The organism is Pseudomonas inefficax (assembly GCF_032164165.1).
Classification (GTDB): Bacteria; Pseudomonadota; Gammaproteobacteria; order Pseudomonadales; family Pseudomonadaceae; genus Aquipseudomonas; species Aquipseudomonas inefficax.
Window position 1 is genome coordinate 3,842,667 of the sequence record NZ_CP134401.1, and the last position, 16,006, is coordinate 3,858,672.

A 16,006-nucleotide genomic window follows, 5' to 3' on the forward strand; every position below is an offset into this window, starting at 1 on the left:
ACCATGGATGTGCAAACCCTGCGAGCCGAAGCCTTCAAGGCCCTGCACGAGCGCGACAGCGCCTTCGTCATCCCCAACCCGTGGGATGCCGGCTCGGCCAAGTTGCTGGCCAGCCTGGGCTTCGAGGCGCTGGCTACCACCAGTGCAGGCCTGGCCTTCAGCCTGGGCCGGCCGGACGCCGAAGGCGCCTTGAGCCTGGAGGATACCCTTGATAATGCCGGCGAGATCGTCGATGCCACCCCGTTGCCGGTGGCCGCCGACCTGGAAAACGGCTTTGGCGACCTGCCCGAAGATTGCGGACAGACCATTCTGCGGGCCGCCGAAGCCGGCTTGGTGGGGGGCTCTATCGAGGATGCCAGTGGTCGCAGCGATACGCCGATCTATGATTTCGGGCTGGCAGTAGAGCGTGTGCGCGCAGCCGTGCAAGCGGCGCGCAGCCTGCCGTTCCCGTTCACCCTGTGCGCCCGGGCAGAGAACCTGTTGCATGGGCGCATGGACCTGGACGACACCATCCGGCGCCTGCAGGCCTATGCCGAAGCCGGTGCCGATGTGCTCTACGCGCCCGGGCTGCGTACTGTCGAGGAAATCCGCGCGGTGGTGCAGGCCGTCGCGCCACGGCCGGTGAATGTGCTGATGGGCATGGCGGGCGTGCCGTTGAGCGTCAACCAGTTGCAGGACCTGGGCGTGCGCCGCATCAGTGTCGGCTCATCGCTTGCCCGTGCCGCATTGGGGGCCTTCCACCGGGCTGCGCTGGAGATTCGCGATGAGGGCACCTTCGGCTACGGTGAGCAGGCGCTGCCGTTCGCCCAACTCAACGACCTGTACCGCCGCTGATGAGGGCCGTGCTGGCGTTGCTGGCCGGCCTGTCGTTGATTGCCGGGCTGGCCTGGCAGCTGGGTTGGCGTCTGCCCGCCGCGTGGAACCCATGGGCGCCGCTGGACGTGCGTCAGCCCCCCAATCTGTTGACCCCTTACAAGCTGTCCCGCCTTCGCGATGACCCGGCGCTGTGTCGCCTGGCACTTCAAACCAGTCAGTTGCGCTACCGGGCGCAAGCCGACAGTTCGGCTTCTGCCGACTGCCCATTGCGCAACGTATGGCGCATCGACGGTGGTCATGCTCGGCTTGGCAGCAGCTTCCTGGCCAGTTGTCCGTTGGCAGTGGCGTATGCACTGTTCGAAAACCATGGCCTGCAGCCTGTGGCGCAACGGGTGTTGGGGCAGCCGGTGACGCAGGTCGACCACCTGGGCAGTTTTGCCTGCCGCAATGTCTACCATCGCAAGCAGGGGCGCCTGAGCCAGCACGCCACGGCCGATGCCCTGGACATCAGCGGCTTTCGCCTGCAAGACGGCCAGCGTATCGTCCTTGCGCAGGACTGGCAGGCGGGTGGGCAGAAGGCGGAGTTCCTTCGTCAGGTGCAGCAGGCGGCCTGCGACAGTTTCAGCACGGTACTGGGGCCAGACTACAACGCTGCACATCACAACCACTTTCATGTGGACATGGGCCGCTGGCAGATCTGTCGCTGAGCGTGGGCGCGGTCAGGCGTGGGCGCGCACGTTGTTCAGCACCACCGGGCGTGCCCAGTGAATGTCGAACTCCAGCTCGTTCTGTTGCTTGGCCAAAGTAGGGGTGTCGAACGGCTCGGGGGCCGGCTCCAGCAGGTTGGTCTCGAACTCGGCGATCGGCAGGAACAGCGAGCGCGGGGTAGGGCCGGGGCCGGGTTCGGCAATGGGGTGACCCTGGCTCATCACCACCGGGCGAAGCCAGCTGTTGCTGATATCGAGTTGGCGCTGCTGCTCGATCAGCTCGATTGCGCTGAACGGCTCGGGGGCGGGCGGCAGCAGATTGGCTTCGAGTTCTGCCTTGGGCAGGAACAGGGGCTCGGGCGGTGCCACCTCGGTGTCGTGTACCGGGCAGGCACGCTGTGCGTCGATCAGGGCCAGCGCGCGGGCGCCGCCGATCGGCTCGCCGCTGCTCTGGTCGTATTGCACGAACGACTGGCTGACGCTGTCTACCGGCTCTTCCTGCTGCTCAGCCATGGCCCGGGCAAAGAAATCCTGCCACAGGTGGCTAACGCCCCCGAGTGCCTGGGTGTTGTGCTGACTGTAGTTGCCGACAGGCGACAGGTAGGTCAAGCCGATGGGAAGAGTATCTGACATGGCAGTCGCGCGCGTTGTGCTCTGGCAGAATAGCGGGATATTGCCTGTATCGGCTGCGAGGGCCGATACATTAGTGGCTGGGTTCAATTTCTAGGTGTGAATGATGGAAGAGCAGGGCACAGGTATCCGGGTCGAGGCGCTGTCGGCTGAATTCGAGGCGCAAGCCGCTGCGTGGGCACAGCGCCTTGAGTTGCCGCTGCAGGACGACGCTGCCGGGTTTGCCGTGCAGGTGGGCGTTGATGGTTTGCAGATCCAGCAACTGGGCCCGCAGGCCCCGGGGCCGGTGCGGGTGGACTTCGTCGAAGGCCAGGCCGCGCACCGGCGCCAGTTTGGCGGCGGCAACGGGCAGATGATTGCCAAGGCGGTGGGCATCGCTCAGGGGGTGCGACCGCAGGTGCTGGATGCCACGGCGGGGCTGGGCAAGGATGCGTTCGTGCTGGCCAGCCTGGGCTGCCAGATGACCCTCATCGAGCGCCAGCCGCTGATTGCCGCGTTGCTGGAAGATGGCCTGGCGCGGGCCCGCGTGGATGAAGAAGTGGGGCCGATTGTCGGGCGCATGCGCCTGCTGACCGGCAACGCCATCGAGCGTATGCGTGCCTGGGAAGGCGAAGCCCCGCAGGTCATTTACCTCGACCCGATGTTCCCGCACCGCGACAAGAGCGCACTGGTGAAAAAGGAAATGCGTGTGTTCCGGCCCTTGGTCGGTGATGACCTGGACGCCCCGGCGTTGCTCGAAGCTGCGCTGGCGTTGGCCAGCCACCGGGTGGTGGTGAAGCGACCGCGCAAGGCGCCGATCATCGATGGGCCCAAGCCGAGTCACAGCCTGGAGGGCAAATCGAGCCGGTATGACATTTATCCGAAGAAGGCGCTCAAGGCCTGATTTGGCTATGCCTGTGCGGGCCTCTTCGCGGGTAAACCCGCTCCCACAGGATCGATGTGATCCTGAAGTTTGTGCAGCACTTGTGGGAGCGGGTTTACCCGCGAAGAGGCCCGCACAGGCATCCAGATATCAGGGCTGGAACGCCCGCATGAACACCCTGACCACCTCGCGCACATGTGCCTCGGCCTCATCCCCCTCCAGCGGCCCCGCGCACCCCAGCAGCAAGCGGTAATCCGGTGCGCCCTTGACCAGGCAGAAGAAGTGCTCCGCCGCACGCAGCGGGTTGTCGATGCGCAGCAGCCCGCGCTCGTGCGCCCCGCGCAGCAAAGCTTCCATCCCCGCTAGCACGCGCTTGGGCCCGGCTTCGTAGAAGTACTCGCCAAAGCTCGGGTCGAGGCTGCCCTGGGCCATGATCAGGCGGCACAGCTTGACTGCTTCGTCGCTGCTGATCAGCGCCTGGAAACCACGGGCGATTGTCAGCAGTACCTCCTCCACCGGCGCCCCGTCGGGGTACTCGAACAGCAGGTCAGGCAACTGGATCTGACAGGTGGCCATCACCGCCGAGCAGAACAGCGTCTGCTTGTCGGTGAAGTGGCTGTACACAGTAAGCTTCGAAACACCTGCCGCCGCAGCGACCGCATCCATGCTGGTGTTGGCGTAGCCAAGGCTGAGGAACAGGGCCTTGGCCGCTTCGAGAATCGCCTCGCGCTTGGCCAGATCCTTGGGCCGGCCCGGGCCGATGGGGGCGTCGTTGGACATTGTGGTCTGCATCTGGTTGAAGAAACAACATCTTAACGGGTCAGGCGCCATCCGGCTAAACCTGCGGGCAAAACCTGCTGTTTGTCAGCGAAAAGCTGATCGACAGTGAGGTAGGAGATCGAGTGCGACAAAAGCCTAATGCGTGTCGATAAATTGACGGACTAATTTCAGCGTTCGTAAGTTCGCGCCATTCGTCGTTTAATTGACTTTTCGTCCAAGGCAGAAATGCGCCAAAGGGGACGGGTTGCCAAGTCCAAGACCTTGATTTTCAAGTCCAGAGCTCGATAAGTGAGGCTCCGATCCACATGGGCATCGAGTCGCTGACTTATGCCGCAAGGGCCTGCCATTGCGCTTCGCTGGCCTAGACTCCGCTGAAGGGCCTGTAGGATAAGGCTTACAAGGGGAGGACAGGGAGCGTTTTTCATGGGAGGCAGGAAGATGATGCCGGACCCCGTAAAAATCATACGCGTGATGCTAATCGATTGTCGGCCACTGGTGCTCTTGGGGCTTCGCGATCTGATTGATGCCAGAAAACCCCGTATGGAAGTGAGTGGCCAGGCCACCACCTATACCCATGCGCTGGATCTTGCCGATCAATTGCGGCCAGATGTCATTTTCTTCAGCTTTTTTCCAGATGCGCTGGACCCGCTCGAGGTAGTTGCCGAACTCGCGCGCACTGGCGGCATGAAAGTGCTGGTGCTCAAGGGGGGGTACGAGACCGTCCCCGTTGCACTGGCCATCGAGGCGGGCGCGCTTGGCATCGTGCTGGCCGAGGACTCAACGGAGTCGATTATCCAGGCCATCATCAAAGTCCACCATTGCGACATCGGGCTGGACAGAGCCTGGGTCAGTGGGCTTTCCGATTATGCCTCGGCCAGGCATATACCGTTCAGGTGCAATCCGGCGCAGGCGAAACATGCACGGCTGACGTTGCGCGAGCGGGAACTCGTTCGCGCCATCGTTGGTGACCCGTCCGCCAAGTACCTGTGCATTGCCGGGCGCCTGGGTATCAGCGAGCACACCGTGCACAATCACCTCAGCAGCATCTATCAGAAGCTCAACCTCACCAACCGCATCGACTTGCTGATGTATGCGGTGCGTCACGGACTCATCGGTGGCGAAGAGCCGCCTGCGTCCACATTGGGGGAGATGGACTGAATACCCAGTGGCCAGGGCCTTTGGGGGCGAAGCTTCTCCTATCCTGCAAAAGAACACGCTGCGAAGGTAATGCCAGTCAGTTAGCGTCATTGGGGCTGCTGCGCAGCCCATCGCCGGCAAGCCGGGCTCCCACAGGGACCGCGAAAATCTTGAGGTCTGCGCCCTACCTGTGGGAGCCGGCTTGCCGGCGATGGGTCGCAAAGCGGCCCCAAATCGCTTAACAGACTGGCATTACGCTGCGAGGGTGGTTTCCAGCCACCCTCGCAGGTTTCACGCACGCAATGTTTCAGGCGCTGCCATTGAAGATGTCGTTGTTGTCGATGTGGACCCCGACCAGGGTGATGGTCGTCGTCTGCCCGCCGGATTCGGCAATGGTCACGATGCTGTCTGCGCCAGTGTTGTCGATCGACTGGACGACGGCATTTGGATCGCCATTGAGCACCAGCGTGTCTCGTTGCCCCGCGCCTGCATCGAACCCGCTGACCTGGTAGAGGAGCTCATCGGTCGACAGGTCGACGTTGAAGGCATCGCGCTGGCCGGTCGTGCCAACCAGGGTGAAGTCGAACGGTGCGTTGTCCGGTTCGTTGGCGAACAGGTTGGCGTCGAACGTGCTACTCGCGGAGTCGCCATCTTTGTCCGTCAGCGTGGCACTGAACTGCAATTTGACGTCGCTGGCCAGGTTCTCGGTTTCCTTGATGAACTCGATTACCGGGATCTTGATGTCGCCTCGCCCCATCGTCAGTTGAACGGCGTCGATCAGCGTCGAGCCTTCCTTCTGGACCAGGAAGGACACTTGGCCGCCAGCCTCTGGTGTCAGGGTATTCACCTCGGTCAGGTTCGACGTCGTCCCGTCCGCGTAGTAGATCCGGTAGTACAGGTCCTCGGTCGCGGTGTTGTAGCCCGCTACGGAGTTGTCGATGAAGATCTTCATGCCCGTCAACAGCGTCTCAGGGTTGATCACGAAACTCTCATCGGCGGCGCTGATCGCTGCCAGGTTGTCGCCCTGGAGCACGTTGTTGGCGACGCCGATACCGGAAGTGCTGACGTTCATGGCCGCTGGGTCGATGTACGACGGCAGGGGATTGGTCTGTAGCGAGGCTTCGGTCGGGTCGGGGGCCCCGAGCCCTATGCCGGTGAAGATGTCTGCCGTCGAGGCGAGTGCTTTGGCGGAGAAGAACACGATCTCCTCGGATGCCGATGGAATGGTCGGGTCGTTCGTTTTGGGGATCAGCAAGGTGCGAACAGGGTCCGGGCCGCCGGCATCGAGCGAGCCGTCGGCACTGCTGAACGTGGTGACCGAACTGAAGCCTTGCACCAGGTCCAGTGTATAGCTGCCATTGGCAAAGGCCGTCAGCGTGTAGTCGATCGTGGTGTTGGCCGTTGTGGCGTTATTGTCGAAGTCCCCGGTCAAGGTGCCGTTGAAGTGGAACGCACCATTGGCGTCGGGCGAAGGCGACGTCTCGGTGAGTGTGCCGGTACCGGTCGTAGTGGTGTTGTCTGGCCTGACCAGCGTGAACTGGCCACCTACCAGCGAAATGTCCAGACCGGTCGTCCCCAGGCCGTCGGCGCTGATCGTACTGTTCCAGAACCCATATTGCGGCAGGATACTCCCGGTTCCGATCAGGTTGCCGAAGGCAAGTGTCGGTCCATCATCGTGGAATACCAGGTTCTGCCCGATGTTCAGGGTAGCCTGGGCGCTGTCGCCGTCCTTGTCGGTCTTGGTCGCGGTCAAGGTCACCAGGTTGTCGGCGGTCAGGGTCTTCGAGTCATCGGGGTTGCTGGCGTCGGGGTGCACGATGGCGCGAAGCTGGTCGAGAGTAACGGAACCGTTGCTGGCGACGCTGACGGTGAACACCAGGTGGTTGCCGACGGCCGTGCGGCCCTCCACCACGGTGCCGTTGAGCGACAGATTGACTGCCGAGCCGGTAGCCGTGTCGGTCAGGCCGGAGGCGCCGGCCACCACGCCCAGGGCGTAGGTGAGCGTACCGGCGTCATCGGCGCCGAAGGCCGAGGTGAAGTTGGCGGCGAAGCTCTGGGTGGCGTCGGTCGCCAGGAATGTTTCATCGACGGTCAGGACCGGTTCCGTGCCGGTGGTGCTGATGCTTGGACCGTCATCCTTGAATTCCAGGTTCTGCCCGATGTTGAGGGTGGCCTGGGCGCTGTCGCCGTCCTTGTCGGTCTTGGTCGCGGTCAAGGTCACCAGGTCGTCGGACGTCAGGGTCTTCGAGTCATCGGGGTTGCTGGTATCGGGATGCACGACGGCGCGAAGCTGGTCGAGGGTGACTTCGCCGTTGCTGGCGACGCTGACGGTGAACACCAGGTGGTTGCCGACGGCCGTGCGGCCTTCCACCACGGTGCCATTGAGCGACAGGTTGACTGCCGAGCCGGTGGCCGTGTCGGTCAGGCCGGAGGCGCCGGCCACCACGCCCAAGGCGTAGGTGAGCGTGCCGGCGTCATCGGCACCGAAGGCCGAGGTGAAGTTGGCGGCGAAGCTTTGCGTGGCGTTGGTCGTCAGGTCCGTTTCATCGACGGTCAGGACCGGTTCCGTGCCGGTGGTGCTGATGCTTGGACCGTCATCCTTGAATTCCAGGTTCTGCCCGATGTTGAGGGTGGCCTGCGCGCTGTCGCCATCCTTGTCGGTCTTGGTCGCAGTCAAGGTCACCAGGTTGTCGGCGGTCAGGGTCTTCGAATCATCGGGGTTGCTGGTATCGGGATGTACGATGGCGCGGAGCTGGTCGAGGGTGACCTCGCCGTTGCTGGCGACGCTGACGGTGAACACCAGGTGGTTGCCGACGGCCGTGCGGCCTTCCACTACGGTGCCGTTGAGCGAGAGGTTGACTGCCGAGCCGGTGGCCGTGTCGGTCAGGCCGGAGGCGCCGGCCACCACGCCGAGGGCGTAGGTGAGCGTACCGGCGCCATCGGCGCCGAAGGCCGAGGTGAAGTTGGCGGCGAAGCTCTGGGTGGCGTCGGTCGCCAGGAATGTTTCATCGACGGTCAGGACCGGTTCCGTGCCGGTGGTGCTGATGCTTGGACCGTCATCCTTGAATTCCAGGTTCTGCCCGATGTTGAGTATGGCCTGGGCGCTGTCGCCGTCCTTGTCGGTCTTGGTCGCGGTCAAGGTCACCAGGTTGTCGGCGGTCAGGGTCTTCGAGTCATCGGGGTTGTTGGTGTCGGGATGCACGACGGCGCGAAGCTGGTCGAGGGTGACCTCGCCGTTGCTGGCGACGCTGACGGTGAACACCAGGTGGTTGCCGACGGCCGTGCGACCTTCCACTACGGTGCCATTGAGCGACAGGTTGACTGCCGAGCCGGTGGCCGTATCGATCAAGCCGGAGGCGCCGGCCACCACGCCGAGGGCGTAGGTGAGCGTACCGGCGCCATCGGCGCCGAAGGCCGAGGTGAAGTTGGCTGCGAAGCTCTGGGTGGCGTCGGTCGCCAGGATTGTCTCATCGACAGTCAGGACCGGTTCCGTACCCGTGGTGCTGATACTGGGCCCATCGTCTTCGAAGCTCATTTTGGAGCCGATTTCGGCGGTTGCGGTAGAAACCTGGCGTAGCATGAAACCGCCGATATCGAAGTCGGCATGTTCATTGCCTTTGGCGTCGACGGCGGCCCCATTCTCGACGAGTACGCGGTTGTGATCCTGTGTGGTGGTGTACTCGATCTTCTGGCCGGCTTTGATGCCGGTGAGGGTGGCGACGCCGGAAGCAAAGCTGATGACGATGCTCGGGTCATTCACCGACCCGTTTGAATTCTCGATCACCTGGCCAGTGGCGATATTGATGACGCGAACGTTGGTGATCGCCACCGCCGCATCGTTGGCGTAGCCATTGACGAAATTCACGCCAGGTTCAGCGGCGGTGCTGAAGGCGCTGATCCTGACCACGGCGCTCTTGCCGCTTTGCAACTGCACGACATCGAACGTGGCCGACCTTGCATTGAACACGGCGGTGAAGTCGACGTTAGCTTCGATATCCGCTTCGTTCTGGTCCAGGTTGGGAATGGTCACATTCTGCCGGGCACCGGTGACGAAGGTAAAACGGACACCTTCCTGTTCCACGATCATCTGGTTGTTGGTGCCGAAGGTGGTCGGGCCGCCCGCCTGGCTGGTATTGATCGTATCGCCCGTGGTGATGTTGGCACCGCTCGACTGGTCGGCCGGGTCCTTGCCGGTGGCGATGATCGTCGGGTCGGTGATGCGCAGGATGCCTCCATCATTGACGACGGTCGGGTTCGCGGTGGTGAACATCAGGAACAGGTTCTGGCCGGAGGGTGCGTTGGCCAGGCTGAATGCCAGGTCCTGGCTGGTGCCGATGAACACCTTGTTCAGCAGATTGACCGCATCGTCAGGGTTGCCCGTGTTCGGGTGCTTCAGCGGCTGGTATTCCACCGTCCAGATCTTGCCGCCGCTGACGGGCGATCCGGTTTCTTCGATATAGCCCGCGAAGATGATCGCGCCTGTCGGCCCGCCAGCGCGGCCCAGCACGATGTTGTTGTTGGTATCGGTGTAGAGCAGGATGTCGACGCCATTGAGGGTATCCAGCCCGCTGTCCAAGCCATTGAGAGGCGCGCCAACGCTGTTGGTGAAGCTGATGTCGGTGATGCTGCCTCCCGGTACCGGGGTGATGCTGAACGCATTGCTCCCGGTGTTGCCGACGGCGCCGGTATAGCCGCTCAAGGCGGCACCTGCCGGGGTACCGGCCCCCAGTGTGGTCAAGCGGTTCGAGAAGGCGGAGGGCAGGGACGCCACCAGGATGTCGTTGTCGTCGGCATCCGAGGCCGGGGTTGGTGTGGCTGTGCCGTTCTGCAACGCGGCCGTTTCGTCCAGCGTCACGCTCACACCGGTCGCGGTGATGATCGGCGCGCTGTCTGTGAACGAGGCCGTGGCCATCACATCGTCAGCGCTGCCTAACACTTGGTCAGCACCCGTGGCGGTCGCGCTGAGCAGGAAGGTGGCGCCCGCCGAATCGTCGGGGTTGACGTACCACGAGGTGGTGATGCTGCCGTTGACCTGGCCGTCGAGATCGTCAGCGCCGCCGTCGGTCACGTACCAGGGGGTGTGACCTTCGCCGGAGCTGTTGGCGAGTACATCGTCGGGAGTGCCCCACAGCTTGTCCGCACCGGCGTCCGTGACATGGTCCACCTCGAATGCGACCGTGCTGCCAGCCGCAAAGCCGCTGGCCGTGATGGTGGCAGTGCTGCCAGGACTATAGTCGCTCAGGTCGGTGGTAACGGTTGGTGAGGAGATGGGGGGTAGGTCGTCGCCGGAGGGGCTGCTGTGTTTGTCCGTTGGCGAGGCGTTCTTCTTGCGAATAGTCATGGCTCTCTCCCAGGCACTGCCGGTTGTAGAGGCCGGACCAGGCCTCTGTAATAGGCCTCCACTATGGCGAAGCGCCATGAGTCACGCATCGGCTGATACTCCTAGGCGGGGTGGGAGTATCGGACTACATGGCACTGGCGCCGGGAGGCCGAAGGCGCACGGTCGCATGTTGTTCAACGCGCGCCTGTCGTATTCGGCTGCAGCCTCTTCCCGGCGTCCGTTGCCTGACTTAATATACTCTCCAGTACAAATATTGAATGTGCCCTCCGCGAAAGGATTCATCATGTTGCGCCATGCCTTGTCCATCGCTCTGTCCGCCGCTGCCGTGCTGTTGCTGGCGGCGTGCGGCCAGGAAGCCGCCCCACCTGCTGCGCCGCGCCCGGCGCTGGTGGTGCAGCCGCAGCCGGCCGAAGCCGCTGCCGACAGTTACCCCGGCGAAGTGCGGGCGCGCTTCGAGCCGGAGCTGGCTTTCCGCATCGGCGGCAAGGTCAGCAAACGCCTGGTCGAGGAGGGGCAGCGGGTCAAGGCCGAGCAGCCGCTGGCCGAACTTGACCCGCAGGATGTGCGCCTGCAACTGGAAGCCAACCGTGCCCAGTTGGCGGCCGCCGAAGCCAACCTGTCGCTGGTGCGCGCCGAGCGTGATCGTTACCAGAAGCTGCTGGACCGGCAGATGGTCAGTCATTCCCAGTTCGATAACGCCGAAAACCTCTATCGCGCCGGCCTAGCCCGGCTGAAACAGGCCAAGGCCGAGTTCGACGTGGCCGGCAATCAGGCTGAATATGCCGTGCTGCGCGCACCCCAGGCCGGGGTGATCGCCAAGCGCCAGGTGGAAGTGGGCCAGGTGGTCGCCGCAGGGCAGACCGTGTTCACCCTGGCCGCCGATGGCGAGCGGGAAGTGGCCATCGGCCTGCCGGAGCAGCAGTTCGCCCGCTTCGCCGTGGGCCAGCCGGTGAGCGTGGAGCTGTGGTCGCACCCGCAAGAGCGCTTCCAGGGGCGCATCCGCGAGCTGTCACCGGCCGCCGACCCGCGTTCGCGCACCTTCGCTGCCCGCATCGCCTTTACCTCGGCCGCCACACCGGCGGAGCTGGGCCAGAGCGCCCGGGTATTCATCGCCCACGAAGGGCTGATCCCGCTGGCGGTGCCCCTGTCGGCAGTCACTGCGGAAAACGGCCAGGCCTACGTCTGGCGGGTCACCAAGGACAGCCGCCTGGAGCGGGCAGTGGTACGCCTGGGGGCTTATGGTGCCGACAGCGTACCCGTGCTCGAAGGCCTCGCCCCCGGCGACTGGGTAGTCGCCGCGGGTGGCCATGTATTGCGCGAGGGCCAGGAGATACGCCCCGTGGATCGTACCAATCGCGTAGTGAACCTGACGGCCAAGGAGTAAGTCCCGATGGGTTTCAACCTTTCTGCCTGGGCGCTGCGCAACCGCCAGATCGTCCTGTTCCTGATGGTCCTGCTGGCGGCCATTGGCGCCATGTCCTACACCAAGCTCGGCCAGAGCGAGGACCCACCGTTCACCTTCAAGGCCATGGTCATTCGTACCCTGTGGCCTGGTGCCACTGCCGAGGAAGTGTCGCGGCAGGTTACCGAGCGCATCGAGAAGAAGCTGATGGAAACCGGCGAGTACGAGCGGATCGTCTCGTTTTCCCGCCCCGGCGAATCGCAGGTCACCTTCATGGCCCGCGACTCGCTGCATTCCAAGGACATCCCCGAGCTGTGGTACCAGATCCGCAAGAAGGTCGCGGACATCCGCCACACTTTGCCGCCGGAAATCCAGGGCCCGTTTTTCAATGACGAGTTCGGCACCACCTTCGGCAACATCTATGCGCTGACCGGTGAGGGCTTCGACTACGCGGTGCTCAAGGACTATGCCGACCGTATCCAGATCCAGCTGCAGCGGGTCAAGGACGTGGGCAAGGTCGAGCTGATCGGCCTGCAGGACGAGAAAATCTGGATCGAGCTGTCCAACCTCAAGCTGGCCACCCTCGGCGTGCCACTGGAGGCCGTGCAGCAGGCCCTGCAGGAACAGAATGCGGTCAGCACCGCCGGCTTCTTCGAAATGCCCAGCGAGCGCCTGCAACTGAGGGTGAGCGGGCGCTTTGACAGCGTCGAGCAGATTCGCCAGTTCCCCATCCGCGTGGGCGATCGCACCTTCCGTATTGGCGATGTGGCCGAAGTGCACCGCGGCTTCAACGACCCGCCCGCACCGCGCATGCGCTTCATGGGCGAGGATGCCATTGGCCTGGCGGTGTCGATGAAGGACGGCGGCGACATCCTGGTGCTGGGCAAGGCATTGGAAAGCGAGTTCGAGCGCCTGGCCCGCAGCCTCCCGGCCGGCATGGAGCTGCGCAAGGTTTCGGACCAGCCGGCGGCGGTCAAGGCCGGCGTGGGCGAGTTTGTCCAGGTGCTGGTCGAGGCGCTGGTCATCGTGCTGCTGGTGAGCTTCTTCTCGCTGGGCCTGCGCACGGGGCTGGTGGTGGCGCTGGCTATCCCGCTGGTGTTGGCCATGACCTTCGCCGCCATGCACTACTTCGGCATCGGCCTGCACAAGATCTCCCTTGGCGCGCTGGTGCTGGCCCTGGGCTTGTTGGTCGATGATGCGATCATTGCCGTGGAGATGATGGCGATCAAGATGGAGCAGGGCTACGACCGCCTCAAGGCGGCCAGCTACGCCTGGAGCAGCACCGCCTTCCCGATGCTCACCGGCACCCTGATAACGGCGGCGGGCTTCCTGCCCATTGCCACGGCAGCCTCCAGTACGGGCGAATACACCCGTTCGATCTTCCAGGTGGTGACCATCGCCTTGCTGACCTCCTGGGTGGCCGCCGTGGTATTCGTGCCTTACCTGGGCGAGCGCCTGCTGCCAGATCTGGCCAAGCTGCATGCCGCGCGCCATGGCAAGGACGGCCACGCGCCAGACCCTTACGCCACACCGTTCTACCAGCGTGTACGGCGTGTGGTGGAGTGGTGCGTGCGGCGGCGCAAGACGGTGATCCTGCTGACCATTGCCGCCTTTGTCGGCAGTATCCTGCTGTTCCGCTTCGTGCCCCAGCAGTTCTTCCCGGCCTCCGGGCGCCCGGAGTTGATGGTCGACCTGAAACTGGCCGAGGGTGCCTCGCTGGCCAACACCGCCGAGCGGGTCAAGCAACTGGAGGCGTTGCTCAAGCAGCAGGAGGGTATCGACAACTACGTGGCCTATGTGGGCACCGGTTCGCCGCGTTTCTACCTGCCGCTGGACCAGCAGCTGCCGGCGGCCAGCTTCGCCCAGTTCGTGGTACTGGCCAAGTCGATGGAGGACCGCGAGCGCCTGCGCAGCTGGCTGATCACCACCGTGGACCAGCAGTTCCCCGACCTGCGTGCCCGGGTCACCCGCCTGGAAAACGGCCCGCCCGTGGGTTACCCGGTGCAGTTCCGGGTAACTGGCGAGCACATCGAGAAGGCCCGTGCGCTGGCCCGCGAAGTGGCCGACAAGGTGCGCCAGAACCCGCATGTGGTCAACGTTCATCTGGACTGGGAAGAGCCGAGCAAGGCGGTGTTCCTCGAGATCGACCAGGACCGCGCCCGCGCCCTGGGCGTGAGCACCGCGCACCTGTCGAGCTTCCTGCAAAGCTCGCTGACCGGCACCACGGTCAGCCAGTACCGCGAGGACAACGAGCTGATCGAGATCCTGCTGCGCGGCACCCGCCAGGAACGCAGCGAGCTGGGCAACCTCGGCAGCCTGGCATTGCCGACCGACAATGGCCAGAGCGTGGCGCTGTCGCAGGTCGCGACCCTGGAGTACGGCTTCGAGGAAGGCATCATCTGGCACCGTAACCGCCTGCCGACGGTGACCGTGCGCGCCGATATCTACGACAAGGAGCAGCCGGCGACGCTGGTGAAGCAGATAGAGCCGACCCTGCATGACATCCGCGCCAAGCTGCCGGATGGCTATTTGCTGGAAGTGGGCGGCACGGTCGAGGACTCCGAGCGCGGGCAAAAGTCCGTGAATGCCGGCATGCCGCTGTTCGTGGTGGTGGTGCTGAGCTTGCTGATGATCCAGCTGCGCAGCTTCTCGCGCACGGTGATGGTGTTCCTCACTGCGCCTCTGGGGCTGATTGGCGTGACCTTGTTCCTGCTGGTGTTCCGCCAGCCGTTCGGCTTTGTCGCCATGCTCGGCACCATTGCCCTGGCGGGGATGATCATGCGCAACTCGGTGATCCTGGTGGACCAGATCGAGCAGGACATTGCGGCGGGTATGGAGCGCTGGCAGGCGATCATCGAAGCCACGGTGCGGCGGTTCCGCCCGATCGTGCTGACTGCACTGGCGGCGGTGCTGGCGATGATTCCGTTGTCGCGTAGCGTGTTCTACGGGCCGATGGCGGTGGCGATCATGGGCGGGTTGATCGTGGCCACCGTGCTTACCCTGCTGTTCTTGCCGGCGTTGTATGCGGCTTGGTTCAGGGTGAAGAAGGGCTGAAGGCCGCTCCCACAAAGGTCCTGCATTCGCCGATCAATGTGGGAGCGGCCTTGTGTCGCGATGGGCTGCAAAGCAGCCCCCGGGGCCATCAGAGGGCGCCGAAGACCTTCTTGGCCAGGCTGGTAGCCGCTTCAGCCGGGTTCTGGCGGATGCTCTGCTCCTGCTTGGCAATCATCTCGAACAGGCCATCCAGTGCCTTTTCAGTCACGTAGTTCTCGATGCTGGCGCTTTTGGCGTCGACCACACCCAACGCCACGGCCTGCCCGGCAAAGTTGTTGTACTGCTGAGCCAGGCCAACCTTGTCGGTAGCCTGCTTGACGATCGGCAGGAACCTGGCGCGGATCTGTTCGCGGCTGCTCTTGTTCAGGTACTGGGTGGCCGAGTCGTCACCGCCGCTGAGGATGCCTTTGGCATCTGTCACGCTCATGTTCTTCACGGCATCCACCAGAATCGCCTGGGCCTGCGGCACGGCAGCCTCGGCGGCCTTGTTCATGCTGGTTTCCAGGGCTTCGACCTGTTCACCCTTGCCGAACATCTTCATCGCCTTGGCGGCCTTGCCCAGGTTGCCTGGCAGTTCGATGCGCACATCCGGGTTGTTGCTGAAGCCGCCCGGCGTGCTCAGCTGCTTGACGGCCAGTTGTGCGCCTTGAGTCAGGGCATCCTTCAGGCCGCCGGTGGCGTCTTTCTGGGTCAGGTCGCCGAGCGACAGGGCCAGGGCACTGGCCGACAGCAGCAGGCCGGCACACAGGGTGGTGAAGCGCAGGGAAGTGCGGATCATGAAGCTTTCCTTGTAAACAGATGAGTACGGGTATCAGCGAACCGGGTCGACCTTCACCCGCACGGGCTGTGGGTCACTGCCGTCGAGCATGACGCCGTGGTGTTCGGTGTTGATGAACAGCAGCTTGCCGTCCAGTTCGATGCGCGCGCTTACCGCATAGCGGTGGCCGGGCTTGACCTGGGCCGGGTCGTAGGTGAGGTGGAACGGCAGCGGTACGTTGCCTTTGACCGGGCCGGCCTGGCGGGCCAGGGTAACCGCCGGGGCATCCATCAGCGAGACATCCTGCAGTTCCACGCTGAGGGTGGCGGCAGATGGCAGGGCGCTGCGCTGCAGGTAGAAGACTTCGCCATCCAGGCTGGCCTGGTTGGACGGGGTGTGGCTGGAACAGGCTGCGAGCAAGGATGCGCAACACAGCATAAAAAGCTTTTTCATGGTATCTCCGAAGTCCTAGGCGTTGGCTTGTGGCCAACCCCAGGGACTTTAGCGGATTTCTTCTGAC

Annotated in this window: 11 protein-coding genes; 6 read left to right on the forward strand and 5 right to left on the reverse strand. The window is 63.8% G+C overall.

The window, feature by feature from the left end:
- The first annotated feature begins 3 nt into the window (after positions 1 to 3).
- Both RIN61_RS17335 and RIN61_RS17340 read left to right on the forward strand, forming a co-directional pair.
- On the forward strand, positions 4 to 834 hold the full coding sequence (locus tag RIN61_RS17335; protein ID WP_112251000.1) for an isocitrate lyase/PEP mutase family protein: 831 nt from the start codon (positions 4 to 6) through the stop codon (positions 832 to 834).
- Entirely contained in the window at positions 834 to 1,523 is a 690-nt protein-coding gene (locus RIN61_RS17340; protein ID WP_207877148.1) for an extensin-like domain-containing protein, read from the forward strand. The genes RIN61_RS17335 and RIN61_RS17340 overlap by 1 nt, the downstream gene beginning before the upstream one ends.
- Before the next feature lie 12 nt (positions 1,524 to 1,535).
- Here the strand turns inward: RIN61_RS17340 and RIN61_RS17345 are convergent, their stop codons facing one another.
- Positions 1,536 to 2,156 (reverse strand): energy transducer TonB, encoded by a 621-nt coding sequence (locus RIN61_RS17345; protein ID WP_112251004.1) that lies wholly within the window; start codon positions 2,154 to 2,156, stop codon positions 1,536 to 1,538.
- A gap of 103 nt (positions 2,157 to 2,259) precedes the next feature.
- Here RIN61_RS17345 and RIN61_RS17350 point away from each other — a divergent pair, with 103 nt between their 5' ends.
- Complete coding sequence (locus tag RIN61_RS17350; protein ID WP_112251006.1) at positions 2,260 to 3,036, forward strand: class I SAM-dependent methyltransferase; 777 nt, start codon at positions 2,260 to 2,262, stop codon at positions 3,034 to 3,036.
- A gap of 129 nt (positions 3,037 to 3,165) precedes the next feature.
- Here RIN61_RS17350 and RIN61_RS17355 read toward each other — a convergent pair whose 3' ends face one another.
- The gene (locus RIN61_RS17355) at positions 3,166 to 3,807 is read right to left on the reverse strand and encodes a TetR/AcrR family transcriptional regulator (protein ID WP_215520354.1); all 642 of its coding nucleotides are present in this window, start codon (positions 3,805 to 3,807) and stop codon (positions 3,166 to 3,168) included.
- Positions 3,808 to 4,236: 429 nt separating this feature from the next.
- On the opposite strand from RIN61_RS17355, the gene RIN61_RS17360 reads away from it, so the two are divergent.
- A complete protein-coding gene (locus RIN61_RS17360; RefSeq protein WP_313857634.1) occupies positions 4,237 to 4,953 on the forward strand; it encodes a response regulator transcription factor in 717 nt (238 codons plus the stop codon).
- 286 nt (positions 4,954 to 5,239) lie between these two features.
- Here the strand turns inward: RIN61_RS17360 and RIN61_RS17365 are convergent, their stop codons facing one another.
- On the reverse strand, positions 5,240 to 10,273 hold the full coding sequence (locus RIN61_RS17365) for a DUF5801 repeats-in-toxin domain-containing protein (RefSeq protein ID WP_313853085.1): 5,034 nt from the start codon (positions 10,271 to 10,273) through the stop codon (positions 5,240 to 5,242).
- Between the two features lie 283 nt (positions 10,274 to 10,556).
- On the opposite strand from RIN61_RS17365, the gene RIN61_RS17370 reads away from it, so the two are divergent.
- Both RIN61_RS17370 and RIN61_RS17375 read left to right on the forward strand, forming a co-directional pair.
- On the forward strand, positions 10,557 to 11,657 hold the full coding sequence (locus RIN61_RS17370; protein WP_215520357.1) for an efflux RND transporter periplasmic adaptor subunit: 1,101 nt from the start codon (positions 10,557 to 10,559) through the stop codon (positions 11,655 to 11,657).
- 6 nt (positions 11,658 to 11,663) lie between these two features.
- A complete protein-coding gene (locus RIN61_RS17375; RefSeq protein WP_112251012.1) occupies positions 11,664 to 14,729 on the forward strand; it encodes an efflux RND transporter permease subunit in 3,066 nt (1,021 codons plus the stop codon).
- A gap of 88 nt (positions 14,730 to 14,817) precedes the next feature.
- On the opposite strand, the gene RIN61_RS17380 is transcribed toward RIN61_RS17375, so the two are convergent.
- Together RIN61_RS17380 and RIN61_RS17385 are read right to left on the reverse strand one after the other, a co-directional pair.
- A complete protein-coding gene (locus RIN61_RS17380) occupies positions 14,818 to 15,507 on the reverse strand; it encodes a DUF4197 domain-containing protein (RefSeq protein WP_112251014.1) in 690 nt (229 codons plus the stop codon).
- A gap of 33 nt (positions 15,508 to 15,540) precedes the next feature.
- The gene (locus RIN61_RS17385; RefSeq protein WP_112251016.1) at positions 15,541 to 15,939 is read right to left on the reverse strand and encodes a YbaY family lipoprotein; all 399 of its coding nucleotides are present in this window, start codon (positions 15,937 to 15,939) and stop codon (positions 15,541 to 15,543) included.
- Positions 15,940 to 16,006 lie beyond the last annotated feature (67 nt).

Coding starts and splice junctions, on each gene's coding strand:
- RIN61_RS17360 (WP_313857634.1), top strand. CDS start 4,237: ATGCCGGACCCCGTAAAAATCATACGCGTGATGCTAATCGATTGTCGG.
- RIN61_RS17380 (WP_112251014.1), bottom strand. CDS start 15,507: ATGATCCGCACTTCCCTGCGCTTCACCACCCTGTGTGCCGGCCTGCTG.
- RIN61_RS17375 (WP_112251012.1), top strand. CDS start 11,664: ATGGGTTTCAACCTTTCTGCCTGGGCGCTGCGCAACCGCCAGATCGTC.
- RIN61_RS17335 (WP_112251000.1), top strand. CDS start 4: ATGGATGTGCAAACCCTGCGAGCCGAAGCCTTCAAGGCCCTGCACGAG.
- RIN61_RS17370 (WP_215520357.1), top strand. CDS start 10,557: ATGTTGCGCCATGCCTTGTCCATCGCTCTGTCCGCCGCTGCCGTGCTG.
- RIN61_RS17350 (WP_112251006.1), top strand. CDS start 2,260: ATGGAAGAGCAGGGCACAGGTATCCGGGTCGAGGCGCTGTCGGCTGAA.
- RIN61_RS17355 (WP_215520354.1), bottom strand. CDS start 3,807: ATGCAGACCACAATGTCCAACGACGCCCCCATCGGCCCGGGCCGGCCC.
- RIN61_RS17345 (WP_112251004.1), bottom strand. CDS start 2,156: ATGTCAGATACTCTTCCCATCGGCTTGACCTACCTGTCGCCTGTCGGC.
- RIN61_RS17365 (WP_313853085.1), bottom strand. CDS start 10,273: ATGACTATTCGCAAGAAGAACGCCTCGCCAACGGACAAACACAGCAGC.
- RIN61_RS17340 (WP_207877148.1), top strand. CDS start 834: ATGAGGGCCGTGCTGGCGTTGCTGGCCGGCCTGTCGTTGATTGCCGGG.
- RIN61_RS17385 (WP_112251016.1), bottom strand. CDS start 15,939: ATGAAAAAGCTTTTTATGCTGTGTTGCGCATCCTTGCTCGCAGCCTGT.